Raw genomic sequence first — 15,836 nt, forward strand, 5'->3', positions numbered from 1 at the left:
CGCAACCAGCGTCAGAAAACCCCAACACAGCCCATTCAGACTACAATTGATCCACCGGATCAATTGCTTAACGTCTTCACCTCGTCAGGCTCATAACCTGAAGGTCAGAGGTTCAAATCCTACTCCCGCAACCAAACTTCTCGGCTAGATAACAAACACTTGGCGCCACAAGAGGCGCTTTCTGCGTTCCAGGCCTTTTTATCGTGTCGCGACCTTGAAAACTCCTGCAACCAAGCAATCTGAGGTGAAGCAAAACCCACCGTCATCAGGACGTTTCTTCCGGCGAAAACTCAATCATGGGCTCCAACGCATTTTCCAGAGCGACCTGCAAATTAATCGCCAACCTGTTGAAACTGGTATTTTCAATCAACGAAATTGTGGTTGGCAAATATTAGAAGCCGGCATTCCCACAAGCACAGGGTAGTTTCGCCAACTCCGCATGCCGGACCAGGCGGATGTGTCAATACGTCCGAAGGAATAGAAGAACCACAAAAGCGTCTAACTGATCAGGTTGGGCGCTTGCACCCTGCGCCGAGCCAAACCCTTTGATCAGGAAAAATTCTGGCTGACTTCTGTCAGCTCGAAAAGAGGTTCCATGAAACCAGCCTCAAGTCAGTGGCGGCGTATCAGAACGGCTGACGAAAAAGTTGCCTCAAACAGAGGTTTCGGCGATAGTTTCAGAATTAGTTGAAAATTGTTGGGGGCTTTCCGGTGTTAAAAAATCTCCATTCTGCGCTTGCAATTCTATGTGTTGGTTTTTCTGGGGCTGCGAATGCTCAGATCTATGGCCATGAGTTTGAGGGCACTCAGTCTCCTATTCGAGAGGGGGAACAACCCGTTATTCCTCTGGATACTGAGGATCCAACTTACAATGCTTGGCGCACGCCTCTGCCAAGTTTTGAAGGAGAGCGTGAAGGACGAGAGCCAGGACTTGTTGATCCTCAGCGTTTCTATGGTCAGGGCTACATGCAACTTCCGACGTTCCTGCACCAACCATTGGCTTTCACGCCCGGCGATCTTGCTGCCGCTGAAGTCGACGTTGCCATCATGGGTGCATTTACCGATATGGGCGGTGGCGCACGCGGTGCCTCACGCGGGCCAAACGCCGTGCGCAACTCGTCGATTTATCTAGGTTATGGGGCACGGCAACCGCACATGCATGTCATGGTCGACCCGCTGCAGGACATGACTGTTGTCGACTACGGAAATGCCCCGAACGATATGATGAGTACAGAGCGCACGATTCATGCCGTTCGGTCGTTCGTCGGTCAGGCCGCGTCGGTGCAACACGCCGACGGTAGCCATGTGATCCCCTTTATCGTCGGTGGCGATCATTCATTGATGTACCCGAACGTCGCTGCGATGACAGACGTTTACGGAAAGGGCAATGTGGGTGTTGTTCATTTTGATGCGCATTACGATGCCGGAAAATATGGTCTAGGTCACCTGATAAACCATGGCATGCCTGTTTACAGATTGATCGAAGAAGACTTGGTCGAAGGCAAGAACTTCATTCAAGTCGCTTTGCGGGGATACTACCCGGACGAAAAAGCGTTTGAATGGATGCGGATGAACGGATTTCGTTATCATACCATGGCTGAAATCGAACATCGCGGCTGGGATGCCGTTATGGAAGACGTCATTGCCGAGGCGAATGAAGGGCCGGAATACATGTATATTTCGTTCGACATCGATACGTTTGACCCGGCGTTTGTTCCCGGAACGGGGACGCCCGAACCCGGTGGGCTGATGCCGCGCGAGATTTTTCCAATTATTCGCCGTCTCTGCGCTGAATCAAATGTGATCGGGTTTGAAATCGTCGAGCTTGCTCCGTTAATGGACCCAACTTACGTTTCCGCGTTGAATGCCAATCGGACAATAAGAGAATGCTTGACGGGCATCGCGATGCGCAAACAGGGGCTAACTGAACCGGATTACAAGAGCCCGCTTACTGTTTCGCACGGTCAAAATGAAAACTAGACTTCTGGGCTGCTCAGTTGTTCTGGTGTCTTTGATCGGATTGGCGGCACATTCTGAGCCACAGAAAATCTCTTGGTCGGATCTAAAAATAGGTCGCCTTGCCGAGTGCTCTGAGTTCTTAGACGACTACCTGTCCAATCCAAGTTGCCAACCGCGGGACTTGAATGATCGCATGTTGTCGATGCAGATCGCCGAGTGCGTCCCAGGAAACTCAAGTTTGGAGGGTAATCTTGTCCTCATTGCTGGTTATGCTCATCCTGTTGAATTCGAGTTCAAAGATGTAGAAAACTTTCTGTTGGTTCCTCCGTTGTCTCAGACGTGCCGACATCCAACGGCTCCACTTCCGGATCAAGTTATTTCCGTTAAGTATCCGGACGGCATCGACATAACGGCGGATCCGGTTTGGGTTACGGGACAAATATTTATTCGCCAAAACCAAAGCGAACTCGCACCTTCGATCTACAGGATTGAAGCTTTGGATATCGTCGCGGCAACAATTCCTGACGTCTCGCCTGCCGAGTGAATCGGTCTACCTAGAGATAAGTTGCCGTAGTGGGGGCAAGTGCTAAGGTTGCTGCAAAACGGATCGAATTTTCACAAGTGAGTTGGAAGGATAAGATGAGACCAACATTGATAGCGGTGTTTGCGATCCTGTTTTCAAGCTCGGGACTACTGGCCCAAGAGGAGAGAAAAGCACAATACAGCGAAGCTGCGAAGTGCCTAATCGAGGCGGAATGGCCCTTGATTGAAGAACTGAGCATCAAAACAAGGTTGTCACAATCGTATCTGTTGGAAGTGGTCGGCGTCATTCTGCGAGATGTCGAGAACCCGGAAGAAATGATCAAAGCATATACAAAAATTGCAGAAGACTTTGGTGATGACCCTTCAGGCCTGAGCGCGTCCCGAAGGATAAAATGTCTGGAACCATTGTTGGCAGAGTGACAATTCCTCGGTCGGGTCAGTTCTGCCGTGCGTTCATTGAAAGAATACGCAAAGACAGAGACGCGCCCGAAATCAGAACGGCTCATTGATGTCTGAACTTATTCTGTCGACGGTACGAACACCTGGCGGCCGATCTCCGAAATCACAATCAGGACTTCTACCCGGGCAAATTTTGAATTTAGACTTTTGTTCAGCGACGTTGACAGTTTGTCCATGCCGCTTCCTGAAATCTGCTTTTTGGGATCCACGAAGACAACCACGGACAGTGTCCGACCTGCTTTCAGGACAACGACGTCGACCAGATCCAGGTCTTCGTTGGCAAGATGCTCTTCTGCGGCAACTCTCACGTCTTTGACGATTTCTTTTCCCGCTGAGATACCGACCAACTCGCCCAGGCTGTTTTTAAAATCAGACCAATAGGTGCCGGACGCGACGCAGCACAGACAAACGACGATAATCGAGTCTCCGATCGGAGCAATTATCGCGAGAGGACCATTTTGAAACAAATACACCAAGCCAAAACCGATGCCGGCCGTGCCGGTAATAACCCCATCAAAGGCTGCGGCCCGAGATTCCAACTTCAAAATATCGCTCTGTTTTCCCGTTTTTCGCCAGCACCGTAAGTGGTTTGCCCAAAGCGCTGCGCATATGAGGCAAATCGCGATGGTGTAGATGCCAATGACTTCAAACTTCACCGGCGCGGGCGTTGTGCCGCCAATATACGACGCAATTTTGGCGATGGCGTTGGTAAAAGCAAACGCGACCAAACCCAAAAGTGACAGGGCACGAAACGTGGTGAAAACGGCTTCATCGGCGGCGTAGCCAAACGGTCTGACATCATCAGGTCGGGCCGATGACTGTTTTCCGACGCGAACAGCTATAATTGCAGCAAAAAACCCCACAAGAGAGAATAGACCATCAACAAGAAGGGCTTGAGAGTTCGATAGAATAGAAGCCAAGACACCGGCAAACCCCATAGCAAGGTTGCCTATCATTCCAACCCTCAGGGCTGAGCTTTCGACGTTCTGCGCCGTAGCCGACATACTACCTTGCTTCCACTCGCTTTGGTTGCCTTGCGTCTTCCTGTTTTTACAAAGACTTGCTTTTTCATACAGTCTCTGAGGGTCCGGCAGGATTTATTCTGTCATCCCCCAACGCAGTTATACTGATTGAACCAATCGTTGGATAGATGTTCGTTCACAGCCTGTTCCCACGATGTGTAAAGCCTCAGTTCAGACCAGCAGCGCATCCGTACCGGTGAAGGGGCACCTTTGACCCCGGATAAAAACCCTCTGGGTCTGCCCGGTAGTTGAAACTGTTGTCGCCGGTGCAGGATCTTCTTTACGGTTCGCCAGAGATGCGCGGGTGGATATAGTCCGGTTCGATCCCGTCCTTTTTCATCGCGATACCAGTTAGAAACTGAAACATCGTTCGCCGAACAAGTCGCGCGGTCTGCTGGCCACGGTTATCGTAGAAGGGGTTGAACTCTACAAAATCAACGCCAACGATTGTCTTGGTAGCCGCAAACTGGCGCAGCATCGGGAAAAGGTCTTCTGGGTGTGAACCAATGGGCGACGAGGAGCCAGTGCCCGGAGCGTAGCTCATGTCAAAAGTGTCGATGTCAAAACTCACATAGACCAAATCGATGTCCGCGAGGTCTTCGTAGATTTTGTTGAATGTTTCCTCGACCCCGTCGCGGCGGATTTCGTGGATGTGATAAACTTTGCCACCTTCCGAGGCCACCTGATCCCATTCTTCGGGGCCAAAGACTGGTGTGGACATACCGTATTGAATGACATGTCGTCCTTCGACCATTCCTTCCTGAACCGCACGATTCATAAAGCTGCCTGAATGGTAATAGGCACCAAATTTACCCATGCCGGCGTCTCGGTCGAGGTGGACATCGAAATGTACGAAAGCAACGTTGTTCTTTCCGTAGACGTCGACGATACCGCGGAAAGTACCGTTTGGAACCGAGTGGTCCCCACCAACGATGAAGGGAATTGCGCCGACGGAGGCAACCTCCCGTGTCATACGACGGATTTCCTCTAGCGTGGCCGACTGATTATAGGCGTTCAGGCCAGCATCGCCGTAGTCAACGGCGTTCAAGATTGTGAATGGAGCGAGAAGGGTTTCGTATTCTACCCAGCTTAGTGGGAACTTGGGGTCGCCGTAGCCGCCATAGTCACGGGTTGTCCGTACCTCCGCCGGTGCCCACATATTGCCGGCCGAATGCGGCAAGGCACCGGTAGGAGCGCCAAATATCGCGACATCAATTTCACCGGCTTGCAGGTCTTCGGGGGTAAGAGCGACGGGCAGCTTAAAGAACGTCTGAATTCCCACGGGTTCCATCTGGAGTTGGTATCGCTGTACGTCCATCGGTCCGGCTGGACGTCCAGACGGCTCACGTTCTGCCCGCCAGATATCCGTGGACTTGTCTTGTTTGATATTCATCTTTGTCGGGTCGTCAGGGACCTCGTGGGGCATCGGCCCGATGTTTTCATTTGGCGAGGACGTGGCGATATCCTTCAACATTTGCGCCGAAGTTTCTAAAGGAATGGCACCAAGTGCGGCGGTGAACACAGCGGTGGACAACAACTTGCAGTAATTCATCGTCTGTCCTTTCAAATTCAAGGCAATCCGGTTTTGTCATTAGATTGCGTGTGATTTTGTCGGACAGGTAGCAAGGGTGCTACGTAATAAGTGCATTTGGAACCTATCTTTGCAGAATTAATTCTTGCCGAATGCCGTGCCGCGCATACAGACTAAGGGCATGGGTACACAGCGTATTCTTCTGCACGAAGCCGAAGATATTTCGGAGTTTCTGTTCCGGGCCACTGGGATGATGCCCGGCTATACCCAATTTTCAGCGGGCCCGGCCAAACTTGAATACAAGGTTGTGGATCTAGATGGCGTTACGTTGTTGTGGGCTTCGGGAATTGCTCATTGCAGGTGGCAAGACCAGATGTCTGATGACGGTCGCGTGCATTTCGGGATTGTCCTGAACGCACGGAACGGCGTCAGATCGCTTGGCCACGAACTTGGTCCTGAAGATGCGATGTTGTTTCGCCCGGGTCAGGAGATGGACTATGTTTTTCTGGGGCCGGTTGAAACGCTGGAAATCGGCGTATCCAAGGAAATTGCAGACAGTCTTGGGTGGACCTTTTCAGGAGCGCCTTTGGCACGCATCCACGGAACGCCGTTGAAGCGGCTTGAATCTGCGTGCCGCCAAGCAAGTAAAATCGCTGGGTTCAAAGGCAAAGGGACAGGGGTTGCATCAACGGCGGCGGCGCAGGGGATGGTTCTGGACGCCTTGGAATGTGCGTTAGCTCCATGGTTGCCCCACGGTGCCGGATCGCATCCGGAACTTAGCGAATGCACGAGCCGGTATTCAGTGCTTAAAAACTTTGATCACCTCCTTTCCGAACTGGGCGACGCTATGCCTGATCTCGGGTCCATTTCCAAAGAACTCGGAGTGGGGCGTCGCACGCTGTTTTATTCACTGCGCCAGTCGCTTGGAATTACACCGAGGCGGTATGTAGAAATCCGTCGCCTTGCAGAACTGCGAAACCGGCTGAAAAACACTAGCCCTGATGAAACTACAGTAACGGAATTGGCAATCGAATTCGGGTTTGGTGATCTCGGTCGGATGGCCGGAAAGTACCGTCAACAGTTTGGAGAGTACCCCAGCCAAACGCTACGCCATTAGTTCAACAGCCTCTGCCTTGGACGTCTGAGAGTTTCGCTTGGAAGTTCTCCGAACAGAGACCGGTACTTTCCGGCCATGCGTCCCAGCTCTGAGAAACCGTGGTCATTCGCCAGCAAAGTTACTGACGAGGCATCCGGTTCGCTACGATAGAGGCTAGCGCGAAGCGCGTTCAAACGCACGATTTCTCGAAATCTTCGGGGGCCAATCCCATATTCTCTTTTGAAGGCTTGAAAGATGCTGCGCTTTGAGACGCCAACTTCCTGAGCCAAATCCTCAACACTGAAACACAAGTTATTGTCGTTGTCCTGTAGCAGTCTGCGGGCCTTGCGCAGCAAATCGACCTGTGCCTCACGCGAAAGAACATTGCCGCGATGGTTTTCGGGCGGAGCCCAAGGTTGCAGAGCAATATCAAGCGCATCGATCAGTTCAGACCGAATATCTGAGAGAGCGGCCGAGTTGCAATCGCCGGAACCGGACTTGAAAGCCGCGCAAAAACCGGCCTTCGCTATTGCGGTCAAGGTTCTAACGGTGCCTTCAAAAACATCCGCAGTTTGGCCGCCACGACAACCCCACCCCAGTTTTTCGGCAAGTTCTTCCGAGAAGGTAAATTCGAGGGTCGTGTAACTGCCGCTGGTAAACAGTTCGGCCGTTTCACCCGGTCTCAGAAGATGCGCGGTGGTGCGAGAAATGCCAGACCGTCCAATTCGCGGGCTGCCATTGGCTGAAACCATGATCGCAAAACGCCATTCACGTGCGAGCATGGTGTCTGTCCACAGATGCCTGCCTTCACCGGACACCTGCAAAAGCCTGATGTCGCCAAAATCGATACTGTGGGCGCTTAGGATTGCGGGGCCAGAAGTGAATTGCATGAAGTTGGTGTCAGTATTGGTTTGCTCAAGATAAAAATTTTCGAGCGTGTCTTCATCTGCAAGATCAATGGAAAAACGATCGAAAGCCAAAGCCGTTCCCTCACCATCACTACAGTCTCGGGGACTTGGTATCCCGTTCGAGTGCCGACACCGGATCAGGCAATGTATGTCGGCTGATTGCAAAGATGCGTGCCAATTGCACTTTTTGCACAGTCATAGATAGCCTGAGAAATTATCCTCTCCGTAGTCAAGTTAAATTTAGTCTTAAAATGAGAGGATTAGAAAGTGGCGCGTCGCTTATCTCTATTGTCCAAATGGTCCGCTCTGTTCGTAGCTACCGTAGCTGGAGCGGTCTATGCAGAGGACAATCCAGCACCGGATTTTTCATCTGATCCGGTGGTCGATGGGTTCCCGTCTTCCATGCAGCCGTGGAGGGATCCAAGCAACCCGAATGTTCAGATCCTCGATCCCGGTTGGAACAAATACTATCTGCGCAAGGATATGGTGGGTGACAACCCTCCGCGGGAACCAGGCCCAATTGACTTGCAGCGCTATTATGTTGTGCCTACCAAGCACGCTTTCCCAACGTATTTTGGTCTTCCGGTCGCGCTGACAACAGAAGACCTGATTGCCGGAGAGGTCGACGTGGCCATCGTTGGCGCGCCAAGTCAGTTTAACCCCGCAGACGGCAATGGCTGGGCCGCGAACTATATGCGCGTCAACCACAACTACGATTTTGCCCAGTCGGGGCATGATATGTGGTTCAACAACCAGTATTTCGACATTTTAAACGTTGTGGACTATGGAAACGCCAACGCCCACCCGTCTTTGATGATGCAGAACTTTGCTGACCAGGCTGGCGTGTTCAAGGAAATCCTGGATGGCGGTGCGATACCCTTCGTCATAGGGGGCGACCACGGTACTCAGGTCGCTTCGCTCATGGCGCTGATTGACCACTACGGTCCGCAGAGTTTCACAACAGTTCACTTTGATGCCCACACCGACCTTGCACCGCCAGACGGACGCCTTGGCATGTTTACCCACGGCGGAGCGGCGCTCCGCTTTGCGCATGAACAGGGGTGGACGACAGGAGATCAGATTTTTCACATCGGCCTGCGCGGTGCGTATGAAAGCGTCGAGAGAATGGATTGGATGTTCAACAATCAGACCAACTACTACTTTATGCCGAAGTTTGAAAAAAACGGATTTGACGCAACGGTTGACGAGCTGATCGCGGAACTTGAAGGTCGCCGACTGTATATCTCAATCGATATGGACGTTTTGGACGGCTCTTTGGCTCCGGGTGTGTCGAACCCTGAAATTGGTGGTTTCACTACGCTACAGTTCATGCAGATCCTCCGAAAGCTGGCGCTGCAGAATGAGATACTGCTGATCGATTGGGTCGAATACTCTCCGCTTCTGGATGACCGCCGTCGTTCTACAGGTAACGTCATCAGCCGTTTGCAGAGACATACCCTCGCCGCTATGGCCGCTCGGAAAGAGGGCATAACTGACCCGAATTATGTTCACCCTGCAATGCTTCAGGATAACAGTAAGTAGTATTGCAAGCCGCGTAATCGGTGCGTTGCACTCCTTACGCTTGCCTTTGTCGGGAAAGGCGCCTTGAATTGAGGCGTCTTTTTCGGGTGACGTAAAACAGGTTCAAGAATGTCCATTAGCACTTCAAGCAATCGAACGGAAAATCCAGCCGGTACCGACAGAGGTGACCCGAACTCATTCCTTTCCAATATCGTCAGAGAACCCTTGTTTCAGTTTCTCGTCCTCGCGGGGCTTCTGTTTATCGGACAGGCGTTGTTTGCAAAGGACGACCGAGATCTGATCGTGGTGGACGCAGCGACACAGGAATATCTATTTGATCGAGAGGCGGAGTTGCTTTTGCGCCCCCTGAGTGAAGATGAAAAACAAGAGCTGGTCAGAAACTTCGTTGAGGAGGAGATTCTGGTCCGCGAAGCAGTGAAGCGAGGTTTTTCTGACGGTTCTCGTATTCGCGCGTTACTTCTTCAGAATATGCGGTTTTTCATAGCTGGAGATTTGGCAGAGCCGACCGAGGCGGAACTCAAAGAATACTTTGACAGCAACCCGGAAAATTTTCGGAGTCCGCCCAGCTATGACCTTGATCATGTGATGTTTAACTCGGTCAACGAAGTTTCTCCCAAAATTCTGGACGCGTTGAATGAAGGCGCTGATCCCAAGACGCTTGGCGATGCTGACATCACCTTTGGAAGCACCTTGAGATACATGGATCAAAAGCGCCTGGTGCAGGCGTTCGGCGGTGAAACGGCAAATGAAGTTTTGACAGCCATTGCCCAAAACGACGAATGGCACGGGCCGTTTCAATCTCAGACAGGGTCAATCCACTTTCTGAGGGTTATCAGGGAAAACCCTGCTCAGTTGCCTGAGTTTGCGCAGGCCAAGGATTGGGTGGCGACCCGGTGGATGACAGACAAGTCACGTGAGTTGCTAGAGCAAGAACTGCGATCCGTTGAAATTGACTACAAGGTCGAAATTGCGCCGCTGCAAGGGGACAGGGAAGGTGAGTAAGCTATTCCCGATCGTTTTGTGGGCGGCGGCATTGATTGCAATTCAGGGGATTTGTGCCCACGCGCATACGCTTGGCTTGGATCGCGCGGAACTGAATGAAACGGCACCTGGCCAGTATCGGCTGATTTCTAAAGTGCCCAGTCGCATATCCGCAGCGATATTGTCTCCGCATTTGCCTGATCATTGTGAGTTTGTGGGAAACCCGAATGGTGAAAGGGGTTCCTATTCCGTAACTTTCAACTTTGCATGTTCGGCCTCTCTTACATCCGATGATCGGCTGTCGCTTCCCTGGAATCGCGAAGGCGCTTTGCTGACAGTTCGTTGGTATGGGCAAGAACCGGTTACGCGATTGGTAAAACGAGAAGGGACGACCATCGAAGTCAATCTGGAGGAATGGCTGGCTGGTTCGGGGTCGGCGGTGCGCGCCGCCCAACGTTACACGGTTCTGGGCGTAGAACACATTCTTGAGGGATTGGATCACCTGCTGTTCGTTTTGGCCTTGCTCTTTCTTGTGGAAGGCTGGTGGATGCTGGTTAAGACAATAACTGCGTTTACGGTTGCCCACTCGATCACTTTGGGTTTGGCAACGTTAGGGTTTGTTTCGCTACCTTCAGCGCCGGTAGAGGCGGCAATCGCTTTGTCGATCGTGTTTCTTGCGTCCGAGATTGTCTGGAAATCACGTGGTCGTTTGTCTCTGGCAATAAGGGCACCGTGGGTCGTCGCGTTTGCTTTCGGGCTCTTGCACGGGCTTGGATTTGCCGGTGCGTTGGCTGAAATCGGACTACCCCCGTCTGAAATCCCGATCGCGCTTTTGTTTTTCAACATCGGTGTGGAGCTTGGGCAGCTGCTTTTTGTCGGGGCGGCCCTCATTGTCGGGTGGTTGTTTTTGCGTATTCCTGCCGCAAGACGTTTGGAGAACTACGCTCAAATGATGCTCGTCTACGGAATTGGAACTGTTGCAACCTACTGGATGATCGAGCGGACATACTCAATTTTTGCTTAGAAACTCTGCAAGTGGCCTTGAAGGATACAAACGCAGCGCGAGGTTATTGTCTCGGGGCGGTTAACCCAAGTAACCACCAAAGAATGCCAGGAACGCCAGCAGCACGCCGACTAGGATTGCGACCACCATCAAAGCTCCGTTGCCCTTGGCGAAGTACCCGAGCATGAGAAGGCCAACGACGAAGATACCGACCAGAAAGAAAAGAACCGTATTGTCCAACGTAGCCCCCGTTTATTGGTTTAGCAGTTTATGTGTTTCCGCCTGTGCCTTGTTTTATGATCGGCGTCCTTTTTGAAAGACGTACTACACATTGGGCGCAGTGGCTTTGATGCCGTTCAGGGTTGCGAACAATACTGGAACCAGAATCATTGTCAGCATCGTGCCGACCGTCAATCCGCCCATGATTGTGATGGCCAAGCCCACCCAGAACACGTCCGGCAGAAGTGGAATAACACCCAAGACAGTTGTTGCAGCGGCCAACACGACCGGCCGAAGCCTTGAGGCACCGGCATTCAATATAGCGTCATAGCCCGGTTGACCCTCGGCCAGATTGTCGTTGATCTGATCAATAAGAACGATTGCGTTCTTTATCATCATTCCCGCCAAGCTCATCCCTCCAAGCAGTGCGACGAACCCGAACGGAGTGTTCGTAAGTAGCAAGCTGGGGACGATCCCAATGATAACGAACGGCACAGTCAGGAAAATGACCAGCGGCCTGCGGTATGAATTGAATAGCCCGACCACTATAAGCGCCATGATCGAAAAAGCGGGTATCATGCCAGGGATCAGGGACGCTTGTGCAGATACCGTATCCTCATATTCTCCGCCCCATTCCAAGCTGTAGCCGGGCGGAAACTCGGCTGCCAAAGCGTCATAGTCGGCAAGAACGGCTGCCCGGTAGCTTGGCAGGGTCACGCTGTCGATCGGGTTCGCCTGAACGGTCAGCACCCGCCGCCTGTCGCGGCGATTGATTGTGGGATCCTCGGGTTGGACATTGACGCCCCGAACGACCTGGGCCAGGGGCACAGGTTCGACTGAAAACGGAGATTGCAGTTGCAGCAGCTCAAAATTGTCAACGGCAGCGACATCATCAGCGCCGGGGCGAACGATGATCGGCAGAAGTTCGTCGCCCTCGCGATAGAGGCCAACTGATCGCCCATCAAATGCGCGTTTCGTTGTATTCCCGAGATCCTCGTAGGTAATGCCTGTCCACCGGGCGCGATCCTGATCGTAGTCGGGCACGGTTTTCAGAACGCGGTTGCGCCAATCGGTGCGCGCAACCTTGGTCCATTGATGATTGTCCAAAATTGCGACGGCCCTGTCGCCAAGGTCTCGCAGAGTTTCCGGATCCGCATCCGCAGGTCCGATAATCCGCGTTTCAAAGGCCCAGGTGTTGCTGGGTCCAACGCCGAACTGACGTGTGAACGCGGTCGCTTCGGGCATATTGGCCGAAATCCAAAGCGAGATATTCTTGGTCATTTCAGGGATATCGCGATAGTCATCGACGTTTACGATGATTTGCGCATAGGACGGGTTGGTGCCTTCCGGGTCGACTGGAAGATAGAAGCGAGGAGGCCCGGCTCCGATGAAACTGGCGATTCCGGTGACACGTTCGTCCTGCTCCACCTGTTCTTCAATGCGCGTGATGGCTTCGGATACGGCTTCGATCCGCGTTCCTTCGGGGGCATAATAGTCAATCATGAACTTCGTCATGGATGAGGTTGGGAAGAACAACTGAGTGACAGACCCAAAGCCGACCCCCGCCACAACCAAAGCGGCCAAAGCGACGCCGATTGTCAGGAACCGAACCCGGATCGCAGCGGCCAGGAAACGACGGTAAACGGCATAAAGACCGGTGTCGAAATTCTCACTGTTTTCTCCTTTGGGCTCTGGCAGCATGGCGACGCATTGCAGGGGTGTTACCGTCATTGACAGAAGCCAGCTAACCAAGAGTGCAATGCCGACGACCGAAAAGAGGGTCCGGCAGTATTCTCCAGCACTCTCGACCGATGCGAAAATCGGGTAGAAGGCCATAACCGCAACGAAAGTAGCGCCAAGCAGCGACATTGCGGGTCGCGTGGCTGCATCAATTGCGGCCTTTGCGCGGTCCATTCCCTGAGACATCCGAACCATCGCGCCATCCGCGACCACGATTGAGTTGTCGACCATCATGCCAAGGGCAATGATCAGCGCGCCCAGAGACATGCGCTGTAGATCAATGCCCAACATCGCCAAGGGAATAAAGGTTGCAAGGATCGTCAGGATCAGCCCGCTGCCGATGATGATACCCATCCGAACGCCCATCGCCAAAGTCAGAACGACCAGAACGATTGCCACGGCCTGGCCAAGACTCACCAGAAAACTGCTGACAGCAAGATTTACGTCATCAGATTGCCAATGCACACGCTCGACTTCGATACCCACGGGGAGGCGTTCGATAAGCTCGGATACCTTGGCGTCCACGGCCTGCCCCACGCTTACAACGTTGACCCCGGACTGGAAGGATATCGCCAACCCAATCGAGGGAAGCCCATTGAACCGCATCAGTGTTGTCGGTGGATCGGCATACCCTTCAACAACGTCAACAACTTCGCCCAGCCGCAATAACTCTGGACCCCGTCCTTGGCCGCTTTGAGCCTGATCTAAACCACTGGGCCGTACGACCAGGTCCGCGATGTCATCGGGGCTGCCGAACGTGCCGCTGGGCGCAATACGCATGCGGTAATCGCCGATGTTGACCCGACCGGCATCCACGATTGAATTTTGCGTTTGCAGTGTGCTGAGGAGGGTCTGTGCGGACACACCGAGTGCAGCCAGAACTTCCTCTCGGGTCTCAAGGTAAATGACCCTGTCGCGTTCACCCCAAAGATCAACCCTTCCGACACCGTCGATCAACGAAAGCTCGCGTTTGAAGTCATCTGCGAACGCGTCAAGCTCTTGATACGAAAACCCATCGGATGTCATCGCAAGCAGCAGACCGAACACGTCGCCGAAGTCATCGTTTATCGCGGGCCGACCTGCGCCGGGCGGGAGCTGGGTCTCAACGTCCCTGACCTTTCGCCGCAGCGTATCCCATATCTGGGGCAACTCCTCGGACCAATAGTTCGGCCGGATTTCTACCTTGATTGTCGACACCCCGGCCCGGCTTTCGCTTGAGATGTAGTCGATCTCCTTGATTTCCTGCAGCTTGATTTCGATCCGTTCGGTGACCTCTTGCTCAACTTCTTCCGGGCTTGCGCCGGGATAGAGTGTTGTCACCACCGCCGTCTTGATGGTGAATTCCGGGTCTTCCAATTGTCCGAGACTGAAAAAGGCGGATATGCCGCCCAATGTCAGCATCACGACGGCAAACCATACGAATTTGGAGTTACGAATCGAAAACGCAGCGAGCCCCATTACTCAGCGTCCTCAGACAAAAGCGAGACTTTCTGGCCTTCTCTCAGGGAATTCGCTCCGGCGGTGACGATCACGTCGCCGAAATCCAAGCCCTCGCTGACGGCAACGCCCTGCGATCGGGGCGTTCCCAATGTGATCTTTCGTGCGCCCACCGTTTCGGAACTGGTATCGAACACCCAGACATGCGGATCGGTCTCACCTTCGGGCACAAAAACTGCGCTGGCGGGAACCATTATGGAGTCAAACGGCTCGTACCCTTCTTTCGGCTTGCCGCGAACCCGCCCTGACATACCCGGAAGTACCGGCGAGCCTTCCGGTTGCTTCATTTTCAAGGTGACGGGAAAGGTCCGGGTCGTGGCCGAAGCCTCCGAGCCGATCTCGCTGATTTCGGCGGGCAGGGTGACGTCTCCCAGGGCGTCAAATGATACCGTGATATCCTCGATATGTGGGATCAGGGCGATATACCGCTCGGGGATGTCGATCACCACTTCGATATGCTCGGCATCCAGTATCCGAAGAACCGGAGTCTGCGCTGCCACTTCTTCAAAATCCTCAATGTACTTTGCGACCACCCGGCCATCGAAGGGTGCGACCAGGCTAGTATAGGTCAGGTCCAAGGTCGCACGGTCCAGCGCACCCTGCACAGAATTGATCGCGGCCCTAGCCGACGTCTCGCCCGCGACGAACCGGTCAAGCGTTGCCTGCGCCGCTACGTCCTTTTCCACCAAAGAGCGCTGCCGGTCAGTTTGCAGCTTCGCATTGTCAAACGTTGCCTGCGCGCTTTCCAATTCCGCGGTCAGCCTGTCCACCTCTGCTTGAAACGGGGCGGGATCCAAAGCTGCCACGACATCTCCGTTCGCGACCGGATCGCCAACCTGAACGTTCACGCCGACCACATTGCCCGGCACACGAAACGCCAGCGACACCTCGCGCGCGGCCCTTGCTGTGCCTACGAAATAACGATCATGGATGCTGGAGAGATCGGCAATCTCGGTTGTCCGGACGGGTCGGATGACTGTTTCGGCGGTTTCTTCTTCTTTTTCCCAGCACGCGGCCAGCACCAAAAAGACCGACAACCCGATAGAAAATCTCTTCACATTCCCCTCCCGTTTTGGCTGTTGCCCTTTCTCTGAACCCAAAGTGGCCAACCAAAATCGTGCTTAAGCGCTTGAACTTAGTCGCAAGTGTACGCCCTTACAGAACAAAGTCAAACATATGAATTCGTTTGAAATTCTCCGTCTATTGAACATCGGAAAGTTGCCAGTTGGCACAGACGCCGATCTGTTTGTGCGACCACATTAGTATGGGCGGAACATTTGCAAAAAAGACCGCCGAAGGCGCAAAACCAAAAGCCTTTTGTCGTCACATAGGGTGA

General features: G+C 53.1%; 13 protein-coding genes. 7 read left to right on the forward strand and 6 right to left on the reverse strand.

Annotation, left to right across the window (positions count from 1 at the left end; all coding sequences use genetic code 11):
- Window positions 1–711 precede the first annotated feature (711 nt).
- The 3 genes from ACR0B7_RS14245 to ACR0B7_RS14255 all read left to right on the forward strand — a co-directional run bounded on the left by ACR0B7_RS14245 (window position 712) and on the right by ACR0B7_RS14255 (window position 2,922).
- Complete coding sequence (locus ACR0B7_RS14245) at window positions 712–1,980, forward strand: agmatinase family protein (protein WP_480681780.1); 1,269 nt, start codon at window positions 712–714, stop codon at window positions 1,978–1,980.
- Window positions 1,970–2,503 (forward strand): DUF3299 domain-containing protein, encoded by a 534-nt coding sequence (locus tag ACR0B7_RS14250; protein WP_170486566.1) that lies wholly within the window; start codon window positions 1,970–1,972, stop codon window positions 2,501–2,503. The genes ACR0B7_RS14245 and ACR0B7_RS14250 overlap by 11 nt, the downstream gene beginning before the upstream one ends.
- A 95-nt stretch (window positions 2,504–2,598) precedes the next feature.
- Window positions 2,599–2,922: a hypothetical protein gene (locus tag ACR0B7_RS14255; protein WP_170486565.1), complete on the forward strand. Its 324-nt coding sequence runs from the start codon at window positions 2,599–2,601 to the stop codon at window positions 2,920–2,922.
- Window positions 2,923–3,020: 98 nt separating this feature from the next.
- On the opposite strand, the gene ACR0B7_RS14260 is transcribed toward ACR0B7_RS14255, so the two are convergent.
- Both ACR0B7_RS14260 and ACR0B7_RS14265 read right to left on the reverse strand, forming a co-directional pair.
- The gene (locus ACR0B7_RS14260; protein ID WP_170486564.1) at window positions 3,021–3,917 is read right to left on the reverse strand and encodes a cation efflux transmembrane domain-containing protein; all 897 of its coding nucleotides are present in this window, start codon (window positions 3,915–3,917) and stop codon (window positions 3,021–3,023) included.
- A gap of 346 nt (window positions 3,918–4,263) precedes the next feature.
- Window positions 4,264–5,535, reverse strand: coding sequence for an arginase family protein (locus tag ACR0B7_RS14265; protein WP_170418861.1), 1,272 nt, complete (start codon window positions 5,533–5,535; stop codon window positions 4,264–4,266).
- Window positions 5,536–5,695: 160 nt separating this feature from the next.
- Here ACR0B7_RS14265 and ACR0B7_RS14270 point away from each other — a divergent pair, with 160 nt between their 5' ends.
- Window positions 5,696–6,631, forward strand: a complete 936-nt coding sequence (locus tag ACR0B7_RS14270; RefSeq protein WP_170486563.1) for an AraC family transcriptional regulator — start codon at window positions 5,696–5,698, stop codon at window positions 6,629–6,631.
- Here the strand turns inward: ACR0B7_RS14270 and ACR0B7_RS14275 are convergent.
- Window positions 6,628–7,590, reverse strand: coding sequence for an AraC family transcriptional regulator (locus ACR0B7_RS14275; protein WP_170571222.1), 963 nt, complete (start codon window positions 7,588–7,590; stop codon window positions 6,628–6,630). The genes ACR0B7_RS14270 and ACR0B7_RS14275 overlap by 4 nt on opposite strands.
- 195 nt (window positions 7,591–7,785) lie before the next feature.
- Here ACR0B7_RS14275 and ACR0B7_RS14280 point away from each other — a divergent pair, with 195 nt between their 5' ends.
- The 3 genes from ACR0B7_RS14280 to ACR0B7_RS14290 all read left to right on the forward strand — a co-directional run bounded on the left by ACR0B7_RS14280 (window position 7,786) and on the right by ACR0B7_RS14290 (window position 11,065).
- Window positions 7,786–9,060, forward strand: coding sequence for an arginase family protein (locus ACR0B7_RS14280; RefSeq protein ID WP_170486561.1), 1,275 nt, complete (start codon window positions 7,786–7,788; stop codon window positions 9,058–9,060).
- Window positions 9,061–9,264: 204 nt separating this feature from the next.
- Window positions 9,265–10,062 (forward strand): peptidyl-prolyl cis-trans isomerase, encoded by a 798-nt coding sequence (locus ACR0B7_RS14285; protein ID WP_170486560.1) that lies wholly within the window; start codon window positions 9,265–9,267, stop codon window positions 10,060–10,062.
- A complete protein-coding gene (locus ACR0B7_RS14290; RefSeq protein WP_480681784.1) occupies window positions 10,055–11,065 on the forward strand; it encodes a HupE/UreJ family protein in 1,011 nt (336 codons plus the stop codon). The genes ACR0B7_RS14285 and ACR0B7_RS14290 overlap by 8 nt, the downstream gene beginning before the upstream one ends.
- A gap of 60 nt (window positions 11,066–11,125) precedes the next feature.
- Here the strand turns inward: ACR0B7_RS14290 and ACR0B7_RS14295 are convergent, their stop codons facing one another.
- The 3 genes from ACR0B7_RS14295 to ACR0B7_RS14305 form a co-directional block, all read right to left on the reverse strand.
- A complete protein-coding gene (locus ACR0B7_RS14295) occupies window positions 11,126–11,284 on the reverse strand; it encodes a hypothetical protein (protein ID WP_170486559.1) in 159 nt (52 codons plus the stop codon).
- 84 nt (window positions 11,285–11,368) lie between these two features.
- Window positions 11,369–14,461 (reverse strand): efflux RND transporter permease subunit, encoded by a 3,093-nt coding sequence (locus tag ACR0B7_RS14300; protein ID WP_170567422.1) that lies wholly within the window; start codon window positions 14,459–14,461, stop codon window positions 11,369–11,371.
- Window positions 14,461–15,558 carry an efflux RND transporter periplasmic adaptor subunit gene (locus tag ACR0B7_RS14305; protein WP_480681786.1) on the reverse strand — a complete coding sequence of 366 codons (1,098 nt, stop codon included), beginning with the start codon at window positions 15,556–15,558 and terminating at the stop codon, window positions 14,461–14,463. The genes ACR0B7_RS14300 and ACR0B7_RS14305 overlap by 1 nt, the downstream gene beginning before the upstream one ends.
- Window positions 15,559–15,836: the final 278 nt, after the last annotated feature.

The organism is Ruegeria sp. BB6, assembly GCF_056539385.1.

Coding starts and splice junctions, on each gene's coding strand:
- ACR0B7_RS14255 (WP_170486565.1), top strand. CDS start 2,599: ATGAGACCAACATTGATAGCGGTGTTTGCGATCCTGTTTTCAAGCTCG.
- ACR0B7_RS14250 (WP_170486566.1), top strand. CDS start 1,970: ATGAAAACTAGACTTCTGGGCTGCTCAGTTGTTCTGGTGTCTTTGATC.
- ACR0B7_RS14265 (WP_170418861.1), bottom strand. CDS start 5,535: ATGAATTACTGCAAGTTGTTGTCCACCGCTGTGTTCACCGCCGCACTT.
- ACR0B7_RS14270 (WP_170486563.1), top strand. CDS start 5,696: ATGGGTACACAGCGTATTCTTCTGCACGAAGCCGAAGATATTTCGGAG.
- ACR0B7_RS14300 (WP_170567422.1), bottom strand. CDS start 14,461: ATGGGGCTCGCTGCGTTTTCGATTCGTAACTCCAAATTCGTATGGTTT.
- ACR0B7_RS14260 (WP_170486564.1), bottom strand. CDS start 3,917: ATGATAGGCAACCTTGCTATGGGGTTTGCCGGTGTCTTGGCTTCTATT.